Origin of the sequence: Nitratireductor sp. StC3 (assembly GCF_003015025.1) — a bacterium.
GTDB lineage: Bacteria > Pseudomonadota > Alphaproteobacteria > Rhizobiales > Rhizobiaceae > Mangrovimarina > Mangrovimarina alexandrii.
The window spans coordinates 25,844-47,847 of sequence record NZ_PYBP01000002.1 but is presented as its reverse complement, the minus strand read 5'-3'; the positions used below and the strand labels follow the sequence as shown (position 1 = coordinate 47,847).

At 65.0% G+C, this 22,004-nt stretch carries 19 protein-coding genes; 14 read left to right on the top strand and 5 right to left on the bottom strand.

All coding sequences use genetic code 11. The annotated features are described in order from the left end of the window. Positions 1-29: 29 nt before the first annotated feature. Together C7T96_RS04655 and htpX are read right to left on the bottom strand one after the other, a co-directional pair. The gene (locus C7T96_RS04655; RefSeq protein WP_245414064.1) at positions 30-1,436 is read right to left on the bottom strand and encodes an RsmB/NOP family class I SAM-dependent RNA methyltransferase; all 1,407 of its coding nucleotides are present in this window, start codon (positions 1,434-1,436) and stop codon (positions 30-32) included. Then, entirely contained in the window at positions 1,427-2,464 is a 1,038-nt protein-coding gene (gene htpX, locus C7T96_RS04650; protein WP_106570041.1) for a zinc metalloprotease HtpX, read from the bottom strand. The genes C7T96_RS04655 and htpX overlap by 10 nt, the downstream gene beginning before the upstream one ends. Positions 2,465-2,573: 109 nt before the next feature. Between htpX and C7T96_RS04645 the strand changes: the two genes are divergently transcribed. Next, the gene (locus C7T96_RS04645) at positions 2,574-2,804 is read left to right on the top strand and encodes a DUF1674 domain-containing protein (protein ID WP_106570040.1); all 231 of its coding nucleotides are present in this window, start codon (positions 2,574-2,576) and stop codon (positions 2,802-2,804) included. A gap of 348 nt (positions 2,805-3,152) precedes the next feature. Continuing rightward, positions 3,153-4,511, top strand: a complete 1,359-nt coding sequence (locus C7T96_RS04640; protein ID WP_106570039.1) for a pilus assembly protein — start codon at positions 3,153-3,155, stop codon at positions 4,509-4,511. A 286-nt stretch (positions 4,512-4,797) separates the two neighbouring features. Here C7T96_RS04640 and acs read toward each other — a convergent pair whose 3' ends face one another. Then, positions 4,798-6,750 (bottom strand): acetate--CoA ligase, encoded by a 1,953-nt coding sequence (gene acs, locus C7T96_RS04635; RefSeq protein ID WP_106570038.1) that lies wholly within the window; start codon positions 6,748-6,750, stop codon positions 4,798-4,800. Positions 6,751-7,059: 309 nt separating this feature from the next. Between acs and C7T96_RS04630 the strand changes: the two genes are divergently transcribed. Continuing rightward, entirely contained in the window at positions 7,060-7,332 is a 273-nt protein-coding gene (locus C7T96_RS04630) for an usg protein (protein WP_106570037.1), read from the top strand. 51 nt (positions 7,333-7,383) lie between these two features. Here the strand turns inward: C7T96_RS04630 and C7T96_RS04625 are convergent, their stop codons facing one another. Then, positions 7,384-8,049 carry a YggS family pyridoxal phosphate-dependent enzyme gene (locus C7T96_RS04625; protein WP_106570036.1) on the bottom strand — a complete coding sequence of 222 codons (666 nt, stop codon included), beginning with the start codon at positions 8,047-8,049 and terminating at the stop codon, positions 7,384-7,386. A gap of 138 nt (positions 8,050-8,187) precedes the next feature. Here C7T96_RS04625 and leuS point away from each other — a divergent pair, with 138 nt between their 5' ends. From leuS to C7T96_RS04610, 3 genes are all read left to right on the top strand, one after another. Next, positions 8,188-10,827, top strand: a complete 2,640-nt coding sequence (gene leuS, locus C7T96_RS04620; protein ID WP_106570035.1) for a leucine--tRNA ligase — start codon at positions 8,188-8,190, stop codon at positions 10,825-10,827. Continuing rightward, positions 10,814-11,377 (top strand): LPS assembly lipoprotein LptE, encoded by a 564-nt coding sequence (gene lptE, locus C7T96_RS04615; RefSeq protein WP_106570034.1) that lies wholly within the window; start codon positions 10,814-10,816, stop codon positions 11,375-11,377. The genes leuS and lptE overlap by 14 nt, the downstream gene beginning before the upstream one ends. 90 nt (positions 11,378-11,467) lie before the next feature. Further along, positions 11,468-12,385 carry a 1-acyl-sn-glycerol-3-phosphate acyltransferase gene (locus C7T96_RS04610; RefSeq protein WP_106570480.1) on the top strand — a complete coding sequence of 306 codons (918 nt, stop codon included), beginning with the start codon at positions 11,468-11,470 and terminating at the stop codon, positions 12,383-12,385. 112 nt (positions 12,386-12,497) lie between these two features. Here C7T96_RS04610 and fsa read toward each other — a convergent pair whose 3' ends face one another. Next, entirely contained in the window at positions 12,498-13,151 is a 654-nt protein-coding gene (fsa, locus tag C7T96_RS04605) for a fructose-6-phosphate aldolase (RefSeq protein ID WP_106570033.1), read from the bottom strand. 93 nt (positions 13,152-13,244) lie between these two features. Here fsa and C7T96_RS04600 point away from each other — a divergent pair, with 93 nt between their 5' ends. From C7T96_RS04600 to C7T96_RS04565, 8 genes are all read left to right on the top strand, one after another. Next, positions 13,245-15,428 carry a primosomal protein N' gene (locus tag C7T96_RS04600; RefSeq protein ID WP_106570032.1) on the top strand — a complete coding sequence of 728 codons (2,184 nt, stop codon included), beginning with the start codon at positions 13,245-13,247 and terminating at the stop codon, positions 15,426-15,428. A 210-nt stretch (positions 15,429-15,638) separates the two neighbouring features. Next, the gene (locus C7T96_RS04595; protein ID WP_106570031.1) at positions 15,639-16,091 is read left to right on the top strand and encodes a hypothetical protein; all 453 of its coding nucleotides are present in this window, start codon (positions 15,639-15,641) and stop codon (positions 16,089-16,091) included. Positions 16,092-16,155: 64 nt separating this feature from the next. Beyond that, positions 16,156-16,551 carry a DUF4345 family protein gene (locus tag C7T96_RS04590; RefSeq protein WP_106570030.1) on the top strand — a complete coding sequence of 132 codons (396 nt, stop codon included), beginning with the start codon at positions 16,156-16,158 and terminating at the stop codon, positions 16,549-16,551. 232 nt (positions 16,552-16,783) lie between these two features. Next, the gene (locus C7T96_RS04585) at positions 16,784-17,344 is read left to right on the top strand and encodes a F0F1 ATP synthase subunit delta (RefSeq protein ID WP_106570029.1); all 561 of its coding nucleotides are present in this window, start codon (positions 16,784-16,786) and stop codon (positions 17,342-17,344) included. Further along, entirely contained in the window at positions 17,344-18,873 is a 1,530-nt protein-coding gene (gene atpA, locus C7T96_RS04580; protein WP_106570028.1) for a F0F1 ATP synthase subunit alpha, read from the top strand. The genes C7T96_RS04585 and atpA overlap by 1 nt, the downstream gene beginning before the upstream one ends. 19 nt (positions 18,874-18,892) lie before the next feature. Beyond that, a complete protein-coding gene (locus C7T96_RS04575) occupies positions 18,893-19,777 on the top strand; it encodes a F0F1 ATP synthase subunit gamma (RefSeq protein ID WP_106570027.1) in 885 nt (294 codons plus the stop codon). A 67-nt stretch (positions 19,778-19,844) separates the two neighbouring features. Beyond that, positions 19,845-21,410, top strand: a complete 1,566-nt coding sequence (gene atpD, locus C7T96_RS04570; RefSeq protein WP_106570026.1) for a F0F1 ATP synthase subunit beta — start codon at positions 19,845-19,847, stop codon at positions 21,408-21,410. A gap of 75 nt (positions 21,411-21,485) precedes the next feature. Further along, entirely contained in the window at positions 21,486-21,893 is a 408-nt protein-coding gene (locus tag C7T96_RS04565) for a F0F1 ATP synthase subunit epsilon (RefSeq protein ID WP_106570025.1), read from the top strand. The last annotated feature ends 111 nt before the right edge of the window (positions 21,894-22,004 follow it).

Below are 22,004 nucleotides of genomic sequence, written 5' to 3'. Positions count from 1 at the left end.
AAACCCGTGCGACAGCTAAAATCCGGCTGTCAACCGGTCCTTCGCAGCCGGGCGGCGAAAAAACCGTCCATGCCCGACCATCGCGGGTCGTCGACGGGCCAGTCCGCCGGCGTGGTGCGCAGGTCGCCACAAGCATCGACGAGGCCGTCCAGGCCGTCGAATTCCGTCGGTGCGATCGGGTCGCGGCAAAAATCGGGCCGCTCGTCGAGAAAACCGGCGACCAGTCGTTCGCCTTCTTCGGGGTCCAAAGAGCAATTGGAAAAGACCAGACGTCCGCCGGGCCGGACCAGGCCCGAGGCCGCGTCGAGCAGGCGGCGTTGCGCGGCGGCGAGTTTGGCGATGTCTGCGGGCGACTTGGTCCAGGCGACGTCCGGGTGGCGCCGCAGCGTACCGGTCGCCGAACAGGGGGCGTCGAGCAGCACGGCGTCGAACAGACGCCCGGGCCGCCAGCTTGCCAGATCGGCACGCACGATCTCGGCGCTCAGGCCGAGTCGTTCGAGGTTTACGGCGAGCCGTCGCAACCGGTTGGCAGAGCCGTCGACGGCGGTCACGCGTGCGCCGGCATTGGCAAGTTGCGCGGTCTTGCCGCCGGGAGCGGCGCAGAGATCGGCGACGTCGCAGCCGTCGACCGCGCCCAGCAGCCGCGCCGGGAGGCTGGCGGCGGCGTCCTGCACCCACCACGCGCCCTCGGCATAGCCGGCAAGCTCGGGCACCGGCGTGCCCGGCTGCACAAGGCGCACGGTGCCGTTGGGCATCAGGCGGCCGCCCAGTCTTTGCGCCCAGCCGCCGGGGTCGGTGCGCACGGTGAGGTCGAGCGGCGCCTCGATCCGGTGGGCGGCCATGATCGCGTCGGCGGTTTCGGGGCCGTAGGCGGCAATCAGGCGTTCGGCAAACCAGTCCGGCGCGTCGCGGGTCGTGGCCAGCACTTTCGGCAGTGCCCGCTCCTTGCGCGTGGCCAACGCCCGCAGCACCGCGTTGACCAGTCCGGTAAAGCGGCGGGTGCGCGGGTCGGCGCTGGCATGGGCGACGGCGAGATTGACGGCGGCGCTGTCGGGCACGTCCAGAAACAGGAACTGCGCCGCCGCCACGTGCAGGATGTGGAGCAGCGTGCCGGCCCTGGCGGGCAGCGGGCGGTCGAGGCGGCTGTCGATCAGGGCGCCGATCGACAGCCTGTGTCGCAGCGCGGCGGCCAAAATCGCGCGCACGAGCGCGCGGTCGCGCGGATCGAGTGCGGTAAATTGCGGGTTGCCATGCTCGGAATCGGTCAGACCGTCGAGTGGGGTCCTGGCATCGACCACGGCGGCCAGCAGGCGTGCCGCCGCGCGCCGTGCGGCAAGGCCCGGCATCTCCGCCGCCGGCTCCGCTCCCGTGCCCGGTTTCGCCTTCGGTCTGGTCTTGCGCCGCCGCTCGGTCGCCACGCGTTCGGTCACGACCACGGCCCCTTGGGGCCGGTCGGGTTGCGGCCCCAGGGGTTGGGTCGGCTCTTTGGTTTGTCGACCTTGGGCGACGGCGCTTTTTCGCCGGCGCGATCCCAGGGCCCGGCAGACGTCTCGGGTGCCGGTGGCGCCTGCCTTGGCGCCGATTGCCCTTGCGAAGCCGCGCGCGGGTCCGGATCGGCGGCGAACTCGTCGGCCATCGCTTGCAGCGCCGCGATACGATTCGCGGTGTCGGGGTGGGTTGAAAACAGATTGTCCATGCGTTCGCCCGACAGCGGGTTGATGATGAACATATGCGCGGTTGCCGGGTTGCGCTCGGCGTCCTGATTGGGAATGCGGCCGGCGGCGCGGGCGATCTTGTCGAGGGCCGAGGCAAGCCAAAGCGGCGCGCCGCAGATCTCGGCGCCGAGCCGGTCGGCGGAATATTCGCGGGTGCGGCTGATCGCCATCTGCACCAGCATGGCCGCCAGCGGCGCCACGATCATTGCTGCCAGCACGCCGACGAAACCGAGCGGATTGTTGTTGTCGCGATTGCCGCCGAAAAAGAAAGCGAAGTTGCCCAGCATCGATATCGCGCCGGCGAGCGTGGCGGTAATCGTCATGATCAGCGTGTCGCGATTCTTCACATGGGCGAGTTCGTGCGCCATCACGCCGGCGACCTCCTCGTAGGACAGCCGCTCCAGCAGGCCGGTGGTCGCGGCCACTGCCGCGTTTTGTGGATTGCGGCCGGTGGCGAAGGCGTTGGGCTGATCGCTCTTGATCAGATAGACCTTCGGCATCGGCAGGTCGGCATTGTGCGACAGCCCGCGCACGATCTCGTAAAATTCGGGCGCGCCGGCCTCGTCGACCTCGACGGCGTGGTGCATGCGCAGCACCATCTTGTCGGCGTTCCAATAGCTGAACAGGTTCATGCCGGCGGCCAAAACGAAGGCGATCATCATGCCGCCCGAGCCGCCGATCAGATAACCTACGCCCATGAAGAGCGCCGTCATCGCGGCAAGCAGCATCGCCGTGCGGATCATGTTCATCGGACGCTCCTGACTGACAAGCCGTTCCCGATACTCGAAAACGGATTCGAACCGATCTATATGATGGGTGGGTCGCCGGCCAACTTCAATATTTTCCGCGGAGGCGCGCATGACGGACAGCACCGGGCGAGACGACGCGCAGCAGCGCCGGATGGAGGCGGAAGACGCTTCCAGGCCGCTGCCGCCGCAGGCCCGTCGCGCGCTGGCCGAGGCGGAGGCGCGACGCGCCGAATATCGGAAGCGCGAAGCCGAGCGTCCGTCAGAGCTCGGCGGGCGCGGCGGGCTCGAACCCGGCCGCTACGGCGACTGGGAGGTCAAGGGCATCGCCACGGATTTCTGAGCTGACGGACCTGCGGTCAAGTCCGGCCCCGCTCGCGCTTGCTGTCGTGTCGCCTCACCGCGGCAGATGGCGGGACACATGGTGCTGAACGCGAGAGGCCGTTTGTGTCTTTTGGGGACAGCCGCACGGCCCGGTCCGCCTTGACCGGCAGTCGAGGCAACGCGGCGTGCCGCCCGGTCTCGAGCGGGCGTCTGCGTTAACCTCACGGTAACCTTGGCTTTCACCCGTCCTCAATAAAATCAAAAACTTGCCAGCCTCTATCCGGTGCCGTCCCGGTTTTGGTCTGGCCCTGGCAGGAAAGTTGCATCGCTCCTCACGACGCCCCTATCGTCGAAGAGGAAGACAAGCATGCGCGCCAAAACGAGACTTCGCAGCCGGTTGCGGACATTCGGCTCCGACCGTGCGGGCAATTTCGCCCTGGCGACGGCCGCGGTGATGTCCGCTCTGGTCGCGGGCGGCGGGTTCGCGCTCAACCTTGCCCAGGTGACGCTGACGCGCTCGAACCTGTCGAATGCGCTCGACGCGGCGGTGACGTCCACTGCGCGCGACCTGACGACCGGCAAGATCGCGCCCGACGATGTCGATGCGCTTGTCTCGGCCTTCCTGAAAGCGAACGGGTCGACCGGCTTTGCCAGCAAGGACCGTGTCACGCTGGATCGGGTGACTATCGACAGGCAGGCGCGCACCGTTTCGGCGGTGGCCAGCGCCGAGATCGATCTCGCCTTTCCGGTCTTCAACGCGGCGGCATCGCGCATGATCCGGGTCGAATCGCAAGCGCTTTATTCGGACCGCAAGATCGAAGTGGCGATGATGCTCGACATTACCGGTTCGATGCGCGGCAGAAAACTGCGCGATCTGCAGGCCGCCGCCGGCAATGTCGTCGACACCTTCCTGGCCGGACAGAACGCAACCGACCCGCGTGTGCGCCTTGCCATCGTGCCTTACGCCGACGCCGTCAACACCGGCGTGCTGGCGCCGATGGTGCATGTGGAAACGGAGTTCGCCACAGGCGAGCCACCGGCACTGGAGGATCTGAGGCCGGTCTCGGCCGGCCTGCGCAGTTCCCCCCGCCTGCCGGACGGTTCGCGCCGTCCCGATTCCTGTGCCACCGAGCGCAAGGGCATGCAGCAATTCAGCGATGCCTCGCCGCGCACGGCCATGGTCAACCGTGACTATCGGCTGGCCTTCTGCCCCTCCGCGGCGCTGCAACCGCTGACCGACGACGTCTCGCGGTTGAAGGCGACCATCGGCGCGTTCCGTGCGAACGGACATACCGCCGGCCATATCGGCATTCAGTGGAGCTGGTACCTGCTGTCGCGCAAATGGGCGGAGGTGCTGCCTGCCGGCTCGCAGCCGCTGGCGCCCAACACCAAGAAGGTCGGCAAATTCGCGATCCTGATGACCGATGGCGAGTTCAACACCGCCTTTGCCGGCGTGCCCCGTCGCGCAACGACAAAAGGCGGTCAGGCCGGCCGTTCCCGCAACCAGGCCGAACGGCTCTGCCAGGAAATGAAAAAGGCGGGCATCGAGATCTTCACCGTCGGCTTTCAACTGCGCGAACGCAACGCAAAGCAGGTCATGCAGGCCTGTGCCTCGCCCGACCGTGGCTCGATCCGGCATTATTTCGAGGCGGCGAGCGGCGAGGAACTCGACGCCGCCTTTCAGGAGATCGCCGGCAATATCGAGCGGCTGGCGATCATCAAATAGCGCGTTTGAAACGGAAAGGGCCGCCCCGAAAGGCGGCCCAACGTGTTTCCGTTCGTAGCGCGGCCGCTGGAGGTGATCGCAATCACCGGCCGCGCGTCATGCCCTGTTCAGGAAGGCTGCTCCCCGACACGGCAATCCGCCGAGACCACACTACGGAAAACGAAATCACTCGACATCGGATCACCTCCTTTCGTTTCGTTGCACACGACCCCAAGGTGGGAGATTCGACGCCACGTTTCAAGCACCCCGTGCAGACGGCCGGCAAACCGGCCGTGCACGCGGCATGTCACTTGCGGTTTTGCCGGTTCTCGACCAGATCGTCGACGACCGCCGGATCGGCCAGCGTCGAGGTGTCGCCCAGCGCGCCGAAATCGTCCTCGGCGATCTTGCGCAGGATGCGGCGCATGATCTTGCCCGAGCGCGTCTTCGGCAGGCCGGGCGCGAACTGGATCAAGTCGGGCGAGGCGATCGGGCCGATCTCCGAGCGGACCCAGTCGCGCAGCTCCTTTTTCAACGCGTCGTCCGGTGCCTCGCCCGACATCAGCGTCACGTAGCAGTAGATGCCCTGACCCTTGACGTCGTGCGGATAGCCGACCACGGCGGCTTCCGACACCTTGTCGTGCGCGACCAGCGCCGACTCCACCTCGGCCGTGCCCATGCGATGGCCCGACACGTTGATGACGTCGTCGACGCGCCCGGTGATCCAGTAATAACCGTCCGCGTCGCGGCGGCAGCCGTCGCCGGTGAAATATTTTCCCTTGTAGCTGGAGAAATAGGTCTGCACGAAACGCTCGTGGTCGCCATAGACCGTGCGCATCTGGCCCGGCCAGGAATCGACGATGCACAGATTGCCGTCAGCCGCGCCCTCCAGCACGTTGCCGTCATTGTCGACGAGCTGCGGCTGGACGCCGAAGAACGGCCGGGTTGCCGAGCCGGCCTTGAGTTCGGTCGCGCCGGGCAGCGGCGTGATCATGATGCCGCCGGTCTCGGTCTGCCACCAGGTGTCGACGATCGGACATTTTTCCTCGCCGACGACCTTGTAATACCACTCCCAGGCTTCCGGGTTGATCGGTTCGCCGACGGACCCCAGCACGCGCAGCGATTTGCGCGAGGTCTTTTCGACTAAGTCGTCGCCGGCGCCCATCAGGGCACGGATCGCCGTGGGGGCGGTATAGAAGATGTTGACCTGGTGCTTGTCGACCACCTCCCAGAAACGCGAGGCGCTGGGGTAGTTCGGCACGCCCTCGAACATCAGCGTGGTGGCACCGTTGGCGAGCGGTCCGTAGACGATGTAGGAATGACCGGTTACCCAGCCGACATCGGCCGTGCACCAGTAGATGTCGCCATCCTGATAGTCGAAGACATATTCATGCGTCATGGCGGCATAGACGAGATAGCCGCCCGACGTGTGTAGCACGCCCTTGGGCTGGCCGGTCGAGCCGGAAGTGTAGAGGATGAACAGCGGATCCTCCGCCTTCATCTTCTCCGGCTTGCACTCGGCCTTCACGGTGCGGACTTCGTCATGATACCAGAGGTCGCGGCCGTCCTGCCAGCCGGTCTTGCCGCCGGTGCGGCGCACCACCAGCACGGTCTCGACGTCGACATTCTTCTTGGCCGCGATCGCGATCGCCTTGTCGGTGTTTTCCTTCAGAGGAATCGTGCGGCCGCCGCGCAGCCCCTCGTCTGCGGTGATGACGAAGGTGGATTCGCAATCGACGATGCGTCCGGCAAGCGCGTCAGGCGAAAAGCCGCCGAAAACCACGGAATGAACCGCGCCGATGCGGGTGCAGGCCAGCATCGCATAGGCGGCCTCGGGAATCATCGGCATATAGATGGTGACGCGGTCGCCCTTCTTGACGCCGTGCTTCTTCATCACGTTGGCGAGCCGGCATACGTGCCCATAGAGCTCGCGATAGGTGATTTTCCGGTCGTCGTAAGGATTGTCGCCTTCCCAGATGATGGCGACCTGGTCACCGCGCTTTTTCAGATGGCGGTCGATGCAATTGGCCGAGACATTAAGCCGGCCGTCTTCGAACCATTTGATGGCGACCTTGCCGGAAAACGAGGTGTTCTTGACCTTGGTGTAGGGCTTCATCCAATCGATGCGCTTGCCGTGCTTGGCCCAGAATTTGTCCGGATTCTTGATCGAGTCGCGGTACCATTTGAGATAGGTGTCGTTGTCGATAAGCGCGTTTTTCTTCCATGCGGGCTGAACGCGGTGAACATGAGCCTCGGACATTATTTCCTCATTCCTCCAAACCGGAACCGGCAACGCATCGGTTGCCGCGATCGTGCCGTGCGGGCGCGTTGGCGGCATTATTACCATTCGTCCGTCGGGCACAACATTAGACATTGGATTCGTTTCGCCAAACATATGCGTCCACGTCTGGCCGAGACACCCGCGATCGTCAGCACTCGGTCAAATCCGCTGCTAAAGTCCTGATTTTTATTAATATAAAACTTGACCCGGTCGGGATGTAGAGAAATCATTAACCAACGCGGCGCACGATATCCTGGCGGAGGAGAACCGGTACACCGGGGACGCACCATGGATGACAGAACCGACCTGAAACTGATGCTGGACGGATATGGACTGACCACCGCCCGCATCCTTTATCACATGCCCGACCATCCGCATCTTCTGCAGACCTATGTCTGGCAGGACTACGACCTCGCGCCGCGCTTTCCCGTGCTCGGGGCGTTTCTCGATTTCTGGGCGCAAAAGCTCGAGGGACCGCTGCATTCGGTCGCCTATACGCACAAGCGTTTGATCGCACCAAGCGAGTGGCGCAGCGTCGAGGGCGAATTCGTGCTGCACTGATGCCGTGCGGCGCGGGTGCCGGATCGACGGCCCCCGCCTTGGCCTCGGCCTTTAGCCGCGCGTGCCGAAGATCGCGGACCCGACGCGCACGCTGGTGGCGCCGAAGGCGATCGCCAGCCGGAAATCGGCCGACATGCCCATCGACAGGCGATCGAGCCCGGCCTCGCCGGCAAGCTTGTGCAAAAGCGCGAAATGCGGACCGGGATTGTCTTCGGCCGGCGGGATGCACATCAGGCCTTCGATAGCGAGCCCGTGCGTGTCTTGACAGCGGCGCACGAAAGCGACGGTCTCGCGTGGGTCGAGGCCGGCCTTTTGCGGCTCGGACCCGGTATTGACCTGAACGTAGAACCGTGGCCGCCGGTCCTGCTTGGCGCTTTCCTTGGCCAGTTCGGCGGCGATCTTGTCGCGGTCGACGGTCTCGATCACGTCGAACAGGGCGACCGCGTCCCGGGCCTTGTTGGATTGCAGCGGGCCGATCAGGCGCAACTCGATATCGGCGAACTCGGCCTTCAGCGCCGGCCATTTGGCCTGCGCCTCCTGGACCCGGTTTTCGCCGAACACACGCTGTCCGGCGTCGATGGCCGGGCGGATCGCGTCTGCATCGAAGGTCTTTGAAACCGCCACCAGCGTCACCGAGCCGGCCGGGCGCTGGTTTTCCTCTTCCGCGCTGGCGATTTCGGCCCTGACGGCGGTAAGCCGGGTGATGACGTTGTCCATGACATGCCCTTGAATTCGTGGTCGCGACCCTCGGCGTTGCAGCATGCAACGCCGCGCCGGAGTTGACGCCTTCACCAAACCGTGGTGAAGGTCCGCCCCGACATATTCCAGCATCCTCTCTTAAGTGAAATACCGGTCATGGCAACCGAGCGATACAATCCCCGCGTCTCAGAACCACGCTGGCAGAAGGTCTGGTCCGAGCGAAAGCTGTTCGAGACGAAAAACGACGATCCACGCCCGAAATATTACGTGCTGGAGATGTTTCCCTATCCGTCGGGGCGCATCCATATGGGGCATGTGCGCAACTACACGATGGGCGACGTGGTGGCACGCTACAAGCGGGCGACCGGCCACAACGTGCTGCATCCCATGGGCTGGGACGCATTCGGCCTGCCGGCCGAGAACGCGGCGCGCGACAACAAGATCAATCCGCGCGACTGGACCCACGCCAATATCGAGACGATGAAGGGCCAGTTGAAGACGATGGGTCTGTCGCTCGACTGGGCGCGCGAGTTCGCCACCTGCGACCCGTCCTACTACAAGCATCAGCAAAAGATGTTCCTCGACTTCTGGAGGGCGGGTCTCGTCGAGCGCAAGTCGGCCAAGGTCAACTGGGATCCGGTCGACATGACGGTGCTGGCCAACGAGCAGGTGATCGAGGGGCGCGGCTGGCGCTCCGGCGCGCCGGTCGAGCAGCGCGACCTGACGCAATGGTTCTTCAAGATCTCGTCGATGAGCCAGGACCTGCTCGATGGGCTCGACACGCTCGAACGCTGGCCCGACAAGGTCCGGCTGATGCAGCAGAACTGGATCGGCCGATCGGAAGGCCTGCTGATCCGCTGGCAGCTTGTGGCGGAAACCGCGCCGGAAGGCGAAAGCGAGCTTGAGGTCTACACGACGCGGCCGGACACGATTTTCGGCGCCTCTTTCATGGCGATCGCGGCCGACCACCCGCTGGCCAGAAAGGCGGCGGCACAGAATTCCGAGCTGGACGCGTTCTGCGAGGAGTGCCGGCGCATGGGCACGTCGGTCGCCACCCTGGAGACCGCCGAGAAAAAGGGCTTCGACACCGGCATTCGCGTCGTCCACCCTTTCGACGCGAGCTGGACGCTGCCGGTCTATGTCGCCAATTTCGTTTTGATGGATTACGGCACGGGCGCTATTTTCGGCTGTCCGTCGGGCGACCAGCGCGATCTCGACTTCGCCAACAAATACGGATTGCCGGTGGTGCCGGTGGTGATGCCCGAGGGTGAGGACGCCGCGACCTTCCAGATCATCGACGAGGCCTATGTCGACGACGGGGTAATGATCAATTCGCGCTTCCTCGACGGTATGAAGCCCGAGGCCGCTTTCGACGCGGTCGCGCAACGGCTGGAAAAGGTTCCGTCGGGCAACCGGCCGATGGCGGAGCGCAAGGTACAGTTCCGGCTGCGCGACTGGCTGATCTCGCGCCAGCGCTACTGGGGCTGCCCGATCCCGGTCATCCACTGCGCCGCCTGCGGTTCGCTGCCGGTTTCGGACGCGCAGCTGCCGATCGAATTGCCGACCGACGTCAGTTTCGACAAGCCCGGCAATCCGCTCGACCATCATCCGGACTGGAAACATGTCGCCTGTCCGCAGTGCGGCGGTGCGGCCGAGCGCGACACCGACACGATGGACACGTTTGTCGATTCGTCCTGGTATTTCGCCCGTTTCACCGATCCGTGGAACACGGAGCGGCCAACGACGCTGGCCTATGTCGACGGCAAGGACGGCTGGCTGCCGGTCAACCAGTATATTGGCGGCGTCGAGCACGCGATCCTGCATTTGCTTTATTCGCGCTTCTTCGCTCGCGCGATGAAGGCGACCGGCCATCTGAATGCGGTCGAGGAGCCGTTCGAGGGCCTGTTCACGCAAGGCATGGTGGTCCACGAGACCTACAAGGGGCCGAGCGGCTTCGTGACCCCGGCCGAAACCAGGATCGACGACCATGGCGGCATACGCCAGGCGACGCTGATCGCCACCGGCGAGAAGCTGGTCATCGGCCCGATCGAGAAAATGTCGAAGTCGAAGAAGAATGTCGTCGATCCCGACGACATCATCGCCAGCTATGGCGCCGACACGGCACGCTGGTTCATGCTGTCCGACTCGCCGCCCGACCGCGACGTGATCTGGACGGAGGCCGGCGTGGAGGGCGCGCACCGCTTCGTGCAGCGCCTGTGGCGGCTGGTGTCGGGTGCCGCGCCACTGCTTGGCGATGTGCGGCCGGCGACGGCGAGTGCGGGTGAGGCGGCCGCAGTGTCCAAAACGGCGCACAAGACGGTCAAGGCGGTCGGCGAGGACATCGAAAAGCTCGCCTTCAACAAGGCGGTTGCCCGTCTCTACGAACTGACCAATGCCCTGCAGGCGCCGCTGTCGGCGCTTGGCGGGGGCAAGGCCGAGCCGGCGCTCGCCGGCGCCGTCCGAGAGGCTTTGGACTTCCTGATCGTCATGATCGCGCCGATGATGCCGCATCTGGCCGAGGAGTGTTGGGCCGCGCTCGCCGGGTCCGAGGCCGGACTGGTCGGCGAACGCGCCTGGCCGGCCTATGACCCGGCACTGGTCGTCGACGACCAGTTCACCTATCCCGTGCAGATCAACGGCAAGAAGCGCGGCGATTTGACAATTGCACGCGACGCGGATCAAGCTGCCGTCGAGCGGGCGGTCCTCGATCTGGACGTCGTGAAGAAGGCGCTTGACGGCAAGGCGCCGCGCAAGGTGATTGTGGTGCTGCGGAGAATCGTCAATGTCGTCGTTTGAGCCCATGGCTTCCCGTGACAGGTCCGTGCTGCGGCTTCTGTTCCTGGTGCCGCTGCTGGTGCTGCTTGTGGTCGCGTCGGCCTGCACCGTGCGACCGCTTCACGGCGAAGCGTCCGGATCGATCGGCGGCGCCGGTGGCCTCGGGACGATCGCGGTCAACCCGGTCAAAAGCCGTTATGCGCAGGAGGTTCGCAATCATCTGATTTTCGGCCTCAACGGCGGCGCCGGCCAGCCGGCGAACCCGCGCTATCTGCTCGATCTCAACGTCACCTCGACCTTCCGGAGCGCGGCCTCCGTCCAGGTGGCGCGGGAAAACGAACCGACGGCCGGCGCGGTGGTGATGTCGTCGCGCTACCGGCTGGTCGACGCGGAGACCGGCAAGGCCGTCGCCAACGGAAAACGCTCGGTCAATGCTTCCTTCGACAAGCCGCGGCAGGAGTTTGCCGTGGTACGCGCCGAGCGCGACGCCGAAAACCGCGCCGCGCGGGAACTTGCGGAAATGCTGCGGGTCGCGCTCGCTCAGGATTTGGAGAACCTTCCGGCGAATTGAGCGTTAAGCGCGTTCAGGCGCCCGGTGCGGGCGGGCGTCATTCTTGCGTCACAGAGTTTGGCCAAACAAGGTCGACCGGAGTGGATGACCATGGATATGCCGACGTCGCCGTCCTCTATCGCCAAGCTCATCGGAGGGCGGGCCCTCTACGGTTCCATGTCTGACGGCGACGCCCATATTATCGACCAACTGATCGAGGAGCGCACGGTCAACCTGTCGCGCAATCCGCTGTGGCCGGTGTTCAAGCCGTTTCTGTATCGCGCGTTTCACTATCGCGAGGCCGTGCGCATGGCCGACCGGATCGCGGCGATGGGCGGCCGTGAGGCGTTCGAACATATCAGCGGATTGCTGTCGCTGGAGATCGACGTCGCCGGCCTCGAGAACCTGCCGCGTGAAGGCTCCGTCATCATCGCGCCGAATCATCCGACCGGCATCGCCGACGGCGTCGCCATGTACGACGCGCTGAAGCGCCTTCGTGGCGATCTCGTCTTCTTTGCCAACCGGGATGCCTTGCGTGTCGCCCAGGGCTTTCGCGACATGATCATTCCGGTCGAATGGCGTGCTGGCGAAAAATCGCACGCAAAGAGCCGGGACACGCTGGAAATGACGGCGCGTGCCTTCGCGGCCGAAAGGGCGGTGGTGCTGTTTCCCGCCGGTCGCATCGCCTATTGGCACGAGGGCCATCTCACCGAACGCCCCTGGCAGACCTCGGCGGTCGCCTTGGCGCGCCGTTTCGACACGCCGATCGTGCCGGTCCACATCACCGCGCGCAATTCGGGACTGTTTTATTTTCTCGGCAAATATTCGACGGAACTGCGCGACATGACGCTGTTCCACGAGCTGTTGAACAAGAAGCGGTTTCACTTCTCGATCACCTTCGGAAAACCGGTTCCGGCAGACGTGCTCGATGGCGATCAGACCGCGCTGACAGTCGGTCTCCAGGCGCATGCGGTGCACCGGCTCGCGGTCGATCCCCACGCAGCCTTCGAGGCCCCGGTTTCCGCATAAGCCGTTTCGGGTCGGCCGGAAAGCCGCGCCAATTCACGCGAAATCATGGTGGCCGGCACCGTTTGCCCGCTGTCGCTTGAGGCGATGGCGGACCGGCGGTGCCGGCGCCGGATTATCCGATCTTCTGGCCGGTCTTGGCCCAGTCGGCCAGAAAGGCCTCCAGGCCCTTGTCGGTCAGCGGGTGCTTGACCAGGGCGCGCAGCGTCGCCGGCGGCACCGTGGCGACGTCCGCCCCGATCAGGGCGGCCTGCTTGACATGGTTGACGGTGCGCACCGAGGCGGCAAGGATTTCGGTCTTGAAATCGTAATTGTCGTAGATGGTGCGGATTTCCGAAATCAGCTCCATTCCGTCGATGCCGATATCGTCGATGCGGCCGATGAAGGGCGAGATGAAGGTCGCACCGGCCTTGGCGGCCAGCAGCGCCTGATTGGCCGAAAAACACAAGGTGACATTGACCTTGCGGCCGTCGGAGGTGATCGCCTTGCAGGCCTTCAGCCCGTCGAAGGTGAGCGGTACCTTGATGCAGATATTGTCGGCGATCTTCGACAGAATGTCGGCTTCCTTCATCATCGCGGCGAATTCCGTCGCGGTGACCTCGGCCGACACCGGGCCGTCGACGATGTCGCAGATTTCCTTGGTGACTTCCTTGATGTCGCGGCCGGCCTTCATGATCAGCGAGGGGTTGGTGGTGACGCCGTCGAGGAGACCCAGCTCGTTCAGCTCGCGGATGTCCTTCACGTCGGCGGTGTCGACAAAAAACTTCATAACCGTCTCCTTGGCGAATTTTCTGCGGCGGCTTGGCGCCGTCCGTCGTGTCGGGCTTTGATCTAGACGAAAGTCGGGGCAAGGTCACGCGCCATGAAACAAGATTCGCCCCACCAGGCGGTCGTGCCGGTGCTTGTCCCGGTCCCGACTGAGACGCCCTATTCCTATGCGGTGCCCGACGACATGAGCATCGTTGCGGGCTCGATCGTTCGCGTGCCGCTCGGGCCGCGCGAGATCGCGGCGATCGTCTCGGATCAGCCGGCCGGCAAAGTGGACGCCAGGAAGCTGCGGCCGATCTCGGCGGTGTTCGACTGTCCGCCGCTCTCCGGCGAAAGCCTGCGGTTCATCGCCTGGATCGCGAATTACACGATGACGCCGCCCGGCATGGTGGCACGCATGTTTTTGCGCGCGCCCGCAGCCCTCGATCCGGAGCCGCCGGTCGACGGCATCGCGCGCACCGAATGTATGCCCGATCGCATGACCGCGGCGCGCGGCCGCGTGCTGGAGATCGCCGAGACGGGTGCCGGGTGGACCCGGCCCGGACTGGCGCGGGCCGCGGGTGTGTCTTCAAGCGTGATCGACGGGCTCCGGGCCCAGGGCGTTTTCGAGGATATCGTCTTGCCGCCGCGGCCGGTGGTGGCCGACCCGGATCCCGCCTTCACGCAGCCGGACCTGACCGGCGATCAGGTCGAGGCCGGTCGGGTCCTGCGCTGCATGGCAGAGCAGGGCGGTTTCGGTGTCTGCCTGCTCGACGGCGTGACGGGATCGGGCAAGACAGAGGTCTATTTCGAGGCGGTCGCGGCGGCTATTCGACAAGGCCGTCAGGTGTTGATCCTGTTGCCGGAGATCGCGCTTACCCACGCCTTCCTGGAGCGGTTCCAGGATCGCTTCGGCGCCAAGCCGGCCGAATGGCATTCCGATCTGCCGCCGCGCATGCGCGAACGGGTTTGGCGGCAGGTGGCCGAAAACCAGGTCCGCGTGGTGGCCGGCGCGCGCTCGGCGCTTTTTCTGCCCTTCCGCGATCTCGGCCTGATCGTCGTCGACGAGGAGCACGACCCGTCCTACAAGCAGGAGGACCGGGTCTTCTATAGTGCCCGCGACATGGCGGTGGTGCGCGGCCATCTCGGTGGGCACCCGGTGGTGCTGGCCTCCGCCACGCCGTCGATCGAAAGCCGCTACAACGCCCAGCAGGGCCGATACCGGCGCGTGGCGCTTTCGGCCCGCTTCGCCGAGGCCGCGCTTCCCGTGCTCGATACGGTCGACCTGCGTCGCAAACCGCCGGCGCGCGGCGGCTTCCTGTCGCCGGTGCTGATCGACGAGATCGCCAAGACCTGGCGGCGCGGCGAACAATCGCTGCTGTTCCTCAATCGGCGCGGTTATGCACCGCTGACGCTGTGCCGGGTGTGCGGCCACCGCTTCCAGTGCCCGGATTGTTCGAGCTGGCTGGTCGAGCACCGGTTTCGCGGCCAGCTTTTGTGCCACCAGTGCGGCTATGCCGAGCCGCGCCCGGAAGCCTGCCCCTCCTGTGGCGCGCTCGACCATCTGGTCGCCTGCGGACCGGGGGTGGAACGGATCGCGGAGGAGGTGGTGTCGCATTTTCCCGAGGCGCGTTCGATCGTGCTGTCGTCCGACATGGCCGGCGGTGTGCGGCGGCTGAGGCTGGAACTGGAGGCGATCGAAAAGGGAGAGGCCGATATCGTGATCGGCACCCAACTCGTTGCCAAGGGGCACAATTTCCCGAATTTGACGCTGGTCGGCGTCGTCGACGCCGATCTGGGCCTGGCCAACGGCGACCCGCGCGCGGCCGAGCGCACGTTCCAGCTCCTGTCCCAAGTCACCGGCCGGGCCGGGCGCACCGGCAAGAAGAGCCGCGGCCTCTTGCAGACCTACCAGCCCGACCATCCGGTGATGCGGGCGATCGTGTCGGGGGACTGGGAGGCTTTTTATGAACGCGAGACGGCTGAGCGCGAGCGCGCCGGCCTGCCCCCGTTCGGCCGGCTGGCCGGCATTATCGTCAGCGCGGCGACGCGCGCGGAAGCCGAAGGACACGCGCGCGCGCTGCGCCGCGCCGCGCCCGGCGATGCGGGGATCGTCGTGCTTGGTCCGGCCGAGGCGCCGCTGTCGCTCGTGGCGGGGCGCTATCGGTTCCGGCTCATGGTGCAAGGCGGTTTGCGTGCCGATCTGCAGGCCTTCCTGCGGGCGATGGTCAAATCGGCGCCGTCGCTGCGCGGGTCGATCCGGGTGCAGATCGACATCGACCCGCAGAGTTTTTTGTAGTGACGGCCGGCCATTGGGCCTGCGAAATGTCGCCGACGGGCCTCATTCTTCCGATCCGGGATGGAGTGATCGAGCATCTGCCGTCGCCGCGCCCGGGCGGGTGGGGCACGCGGCGCCGTGCCGGTGAGCGGGTGTCGCAAGCCTTCCGCGACGGCTTGCATCCGCGACCGCTTCTGTCAAAGTCGCGCCGGAAACGGGGAGGGGAAAACGATGAAGTTTCTAACACGGGCGATCGCGGGGGCTGCCTTGCTGGCCGTCGCGCCGGCAGCCGCGAACCAGCTGGTCGTGACCGATATCCATTGGCCATACATCGACAGCTATTGCACGTTTTGGCGCAAGGACCACAGTTTCAATTTCAACGACCCCGAAAGCTGGCGCTTCGTCTTCTTCACCCAGAAGGACAGTCTGCACGAGCCTTATCCGGAAACGGGTTTTATCGCGCTCGGCCATCAGTTGCGGCAGCTCGAACTGGTGTCGGCCGCGGAGCTGGAGACTGGCGAGGAAAGGCGTTATCGCAGCCTTGGGCCATCGCCACACGATGTTGTCGTCACCATGACCGCCGGCGAGGCGGGGGTCGAATCGACCGGCTATAGCGGCACGATCGCCGTCGAGGGGCCGTACGGGTCCGAAACGGTCGCCTTCCAGGGCGATTGCGGGGTATGAGCCCACGGCGGGCAACGATGCGGGCGGCGGGATATGCCCTGCCGCGACAGCACGGAGGGACTTGATGGATTTCGCTTTTCCGATGCCGACCAGCGACGGCGAGTGGCTTGCCTGGAGTGCCGCGGCGATCACGGTTTTTTTCGGCCTGGTGCTCTTGTTCGCGCCGCGGCTGTCGTTTCGGGTGCTGCGACTCGAAACCGCCGCCGGCCACCCCGAGGCCGTCTCGGAGGCCCGTGCCACCATCGCCGGCTTCTATCTCGGGGTCGGGCTGTGCGCGATTCTGCTGGCCCAGCCCTTCATCTATATGACACTGGGTGTGTGCTGGCTGCTGACCGCCTTCGGCCGTATCATCTCGATGCTGTCGGACAGGGGCGGCACGATCTACAATTGGGCGAGCCTTTTGGTGGCGTGCGCGCTGGCGGCGCTGCCGCTCGCTTTCGTCTTCGGTTTCGTGCCTTGACTGCGCACCGATGCCGTGGCCGCGCGCGCGGATGCGACAATAGTGCCGGAACGGCGATGTTTCGGGTTGTTGCGAGTCATGGAAGCGTGTGCTAGACGGCAAGCGACTTTCGACCGGGGGATACGGCACGGATGCCGTGACGGTTGAGATTTATCAATAAGGTCAAAGGTTTAGCCGGCTTCTCACGCTTGCGCAGAAAACTTGCGGCCTTCCCAGGAAGAGAAGACCGTTCGTGGCACAGTCTAACTCACCCGTTTCCAACGTCGCCGAGCGCTATGCGGGCTCGCTTTTCGATCTGGCGCTCGAGGCCGATTCAGTTTCGCTCGTCGAAAAGGAGTTGGGCGAATTCGAGGCGCTTCTTGCCGGCAGCGCGGACCTGCGGCGCCTGATCACAAGCCCGGTATTTTCGGCCGATGATCAGTTCAAAGCGGTGTCCGCCCTGGTCGAAAAGGCCAAAATCAGCGGACTTTTCGCCAATTTCCTTCGGGTCGTCGCCAGGAATCGCCGGCTTTTTGCCGTTCCCGGCATGATCGAGGCGTTCCGGCGCATCGCCGCCGAGAATCGTGGCGAGGTGGCCGCCGATGTCACCTCGGCGCACGATTTGACGGCCGCGCAGCGCAAGGAGCTGGAAACGACGCTGAAAGGCGTTGCCGGCAAGGATGTGGCGGTCAACCTGACCGTCGATCCCTCGCTGCTCGGCGGACTTGTCGTGAGGATCGGCTCGCGGCAGATCGACACGTCGCTCAAAACCAAACTCAATTCGCTCAAGCTTGCACTGAAAGAGGTCGGCTGATGGATATCCGGGCCGCGGAAATCTCCGCAATTCTCAAGGACCAGATCAAGAATTTCGGCAAGGAAGCCGAAGTATCGGAGGTCGGTCAGGTTCTGTCCGTTGGTGACGGTATCGCTCGCGTCTACGGTCTCGACAATGTGCAGGCCGGCGAGATGGTCGAGTTCCCGGGCGGCATCCGCGGCATGGCGCTGAATCTTGAAAGCGATAATGTCGGCGTCGTCATCTTCGGTGCCGACCGCGACATCAAGGAAGGCGACACCGTCAAGCGGACCGGCGCCATCGTCGACGTTCCGGTGGGGCCGGGTCTGCTCGGACGCGTGGTCGACGCGCTCGGCAATCCGATCGACGGCAAGGGCCCGATCAAGGCGGCCGAACGTCGCCGCGTCGACGTCAAGGCGCCCGGCATCATCCCGCGCAAGTCGGTGCACGAGCCGATGTCGACCGGCCTGAAGGCCATCGACGCGCTGATCCCGGTCGGCCGCGGCCAGCGCGAGCTGATCATCGGCGACCGCCAGACCGGCAAGACCGCCATCGTCCTCGACACGTTCTTGAACCAGAAGCCGCTCAATGACGGCGACGACGAGAGCCAGAAGCTCTATTGCGTTTATGTCGCCGTCGGTCAGAAGCGGTCGACCGTCGCCCAGTTCGTCAAGGTTCTGGAAGAGCGCGGGGCGCTCGAATATTCGATCGTGATCGCGGCCACCGCCTCCGATCCCGCGCCGATGCAGTTCCTGGCGCCGTTCTCCGGCTGCGCGATGGGCGAGTATTTCCGCGACAACGGCAAGCACGCCGTGATCGCCTATGATGATCTGTCCAAGCAGGCAGTCGCCTACCGTCAGATGTCGCTGCTGCTGCGCCGTCCGCCCGGCCGCGAAGCCTATCCGGGCGATGTCTTCTACCTGCATTCGCGCCTGCTCGAGCGTGCGGCGAAGATGAACGACGACAACGGCGCCGGTTCGCTGACCGCGCTGCCGATCATCGAAACCCAGGCCAACGACGTTTCGGCCTACATCCCGACCAACGTGATCTCGATCACCGACGGCCAGATCTTCTTGGAGACCAATCTGTTCTTCCAGGGCGTGCGTCCGGCCGTGAACGTCGGTCTCTCGGTGTCGCGCGTGGGCTCCTCGGCGCAAATCAAGGCGATGAAGCAGGTTGCCGGCTCGATCAAGGGCGAACTCGCCCAGTATCGCGAGATGGCCGCGTTCGCCCAGTTCGGCTCCGACCTCGACGCCGCGACGCAGCGCCTTCTCAACCGCGGCGCACGCCTGACCGAGCTCTTGAAGCAGCCGCAGTTCTCGCCGCTCAAGACCGAAGAGCAGGTTGCGGTGATCTTCGCCGGTACGCAGGGCTATCTCGACAAGCTCGCCATTGCCGATGTCGGTCGGTTCGAGCAGGGGCTGCTGACCCATCTGCGCACCGAGGGCAAGAGCGTTCTGGACGCCATCCGTAAGGAAAAGGCGCTTTCGGACGATCTGCGCGACAAGCTCAAGGCGCAGATCGACGCCTTCGCGAAAAACTTCGCCTGAGGCTGACGGAACCCGCGTTATGGCGTCACTCAAGGACCTCCGCAACCGCATCGCCTCCGTGAAGGCGACGCAGAAAATCACCAAGGCGATGCAGATGGTCGCCGCGGCGAAGCTGCGGCGTGCCCAGGAGGCGGCGGAAGCCGCCCGCCCCTATTCCGAGCGCATGGCCGTCGTGCTTGCCAACATCGCCGATGCGGTGTCCGGCACCGACGCTCCGCCGCTGATGACGGGAACCGGCAAGGACGACGTGCACCTGCTCGTCGTGTGCACGGCCGAACGCGGCCTGTGCGGCTCCTTCAACTCGCAGATCGCACGGTTGGCGCGGGATCACACGCGCAAGCTGTTGAGCGCGGGCAAGACCGTCAAGATCATCTGCGTGGGCAAGAAGGGCTATGACATCCTTCGCCGCGACTACGCCAATCTGATCGTCGAGCGCGTCGATCTGCGCGAGGCCAAGCAGATCGGCTTCACCCATGCCGACGGCATCGCCAAGAAGGTGATCGGGCTGTTCGACGCGGGCGAATTCGACGTCTGCACGCTGTTTTATTCGCAGTTCAAGTCGGTGATCAGCCAGATCCCGACTGCGCAGCAGCTCATTCCCGCCAAGCCCGCGACCGATGCAGAGGCCGAGACGGTGTCCAATGGCGGCGGGGTCTACGACTATGAGCCGGATGCGGGAGAGCTGCTCAGCGATCTCATTCCGCGCAACATCGCCGTCCAGGTCTTTTCCGCTCTGTTGGAGAACGCTGCCGGCGAAATGGGCGCCAAGATGAGCGCGATGGACAATGCCACGCGCAATGCCGGCGACATGATCAACAAGCTGACGATCACCTACAACCGTCAGCGCCAGGCGCAGATCACCAAGGAACTGATCGAGATCATTTCGGGCGCGGAAGCGCTCTAGACGCGGAGCGCCGCCCGATCGCGGCGGCGCGGCGTCTCGAACATTAAGGACCGAAGAGGCACAGAAGATGGCGAAAGCAGCGACCCCCAAGAAGACGACGGCCGCATCCGCCTCCAAGGCTGCGGCGAAGCCTGCCGCGGCACGGAAGCCGGCGGCCAAGTCGGCCAGCACCAAGGCGGCTGCCACCAAGAAGGCCGCATCCGGCGCGACCGGCCGTATCCACCAGGTCATCGGCGCGGTTGTCGACGTGTCCTTCGACGGCGACCTGCCGGCGATCCTCAACGCGCTCGAGGCCGACAACCAGGGCAACCGGATCGTGCTGGAAGTGGCGCAGCACCTGGGTGAAAACACCGTGCGCTGCATCGCCATGGACTCCACCGAGGGTCTGGTACGCGGGCAGGCGGTGCAGGATACCGGCATTCCGATCGCGGTTCCGGTGGGCGACGCGACGCTCGGCCGCATCATGAACGTGGTCGGCGAGGCGATCGACGAGGCCGGCCCGGTCAAGGGTGACGGCACGCGCGCCATCCACCAGCCGGCGCCCGAATATATCGACCAGTCAACGGAAGCCGAGATCCTGATCACCGGCATCAAGGTCGTCGACCTGCTCGCGCCCTACGCCAAGGGCGGCAAGATCGGCCTGTTCGGCGGTGCCGGCGTCGGCAAGACGGTTCTGATCCAGGAACTGATCAACAACGTCGCCAAGGCGCATGGCGGTTATTCGGTCTTCGCCGGCGTCGGCGAGCGCACCCGCGAGGGCAACGATCTCTATCACGAGATGATCGAATCGGGCGTCAACAAGGACCCGCACAAGAATAACGGCTCGACCGAGGGCTCCAAATGCGCCCTGGTGTTCGGCCAGATGAACGAGCCGCCCGGCGCGCGCGCGCGCGTCGGCCTGACCGGTCTGACGGTCGCCGAGCATTTCCGAGACCAGGGTCAGGACGTGCTGTTCTTCGTCGACAATATCTTCCGTTTCACCCAGGCGGGTTCGGAAGTGTCGGCGCTTCTCGGCCGCATCCCCTCGGCGGTGGGCTATCAGCCGACGCTGGCCACCGACATGGGTGCCCTGCAGGAGCGCATCACCACCACCCAGAAGGGCTCGATCACCTCGGTTCAGGCAATCTACGTGCCGGCCGACGACCTGACCGACCCGGCGCCGGCGACCTCGTTCGCGCACCTGGACGCCACGACCGTTCTTTCGCGTTCGATCTCGGAAAAGGGCATCTACCCGGCCGTCGATCCGCTCGATTCGACCTCGCGTATGCTCGACCCGCGCATCGTCGGCGACGAGCACTACGAGGTCGCCCGTCAGGTGCAGGAAATCCTTCAGCGCTACAAGTCGCTGCAGGACATCATCGCCATTCTGGGCATGGACGAGCTGTCGGAAGAGGACAAGCTGACGGTTGCGCGCGCACGTAAGATCGAGCGCTTCCTGTCGCAGCCGTTCTTCGTCGCCGAGGTCTTCACCGGCAAGTCGGGCAAGTTCGTCGACCTGGCGGATACGATCAAGAGCTTCAAGGGACTGTGCGAAGGCGAGTACGATCACCTTCCCGAGGCGGCCTTCTACATGGTCGGCACGATCGAAGAGGCGGTCGAACAGGGCAAGAAGCTCGCTGCGGAAGCGGCCTGAGCCCCTCTCGACCAGACTGCTTCGCGGCCCCGCGCCGCGGAGCCCTAAAGGCACGATGAAACAGGCAGGTCACTAATGGCCGAGAGCTTCAAGTTCGAACTCGTCTCTCCCGAGCGGCTTCTGGTGTCGGAGGACGTCGAATCCGTCGTCGTTCCAGGCGCCGAAGGCGAAATGACGGTGATGGCCAAACATGCGCCGGTCATGACAACCGTCCAGCCAGGCGTGGTGACGGTCAAGACGGCGGCCGGCAAGGCCGACCGCTACGTCGTATTCGGCGGGTTTGCCGATATCCTCCCGGAAGGCTGCACCTTGCTGGCCGAATCGGCGACCCATGTCGACGATATCGACCGCGACGGGCTCGCCCGCCGCATCCAGAATGCGCGCGAGGACGTGTCCGACGCCAAGGACGAGGAAGCTCGCACCAAGGCCGAGGCCTATCTGGCCCAGCTCACCACGCTGGAGCGTGCCATCCTGCCGGCTTAAGCGGCACGGAACGCGCCGGGCGCGATATAAAGACATGTGAACGGCCGTCGGTTCTCCGGCGGCCGTTTTGCTTTCCACGTGCGTGACGGATGGCCGCCGGGTCTCGCGACC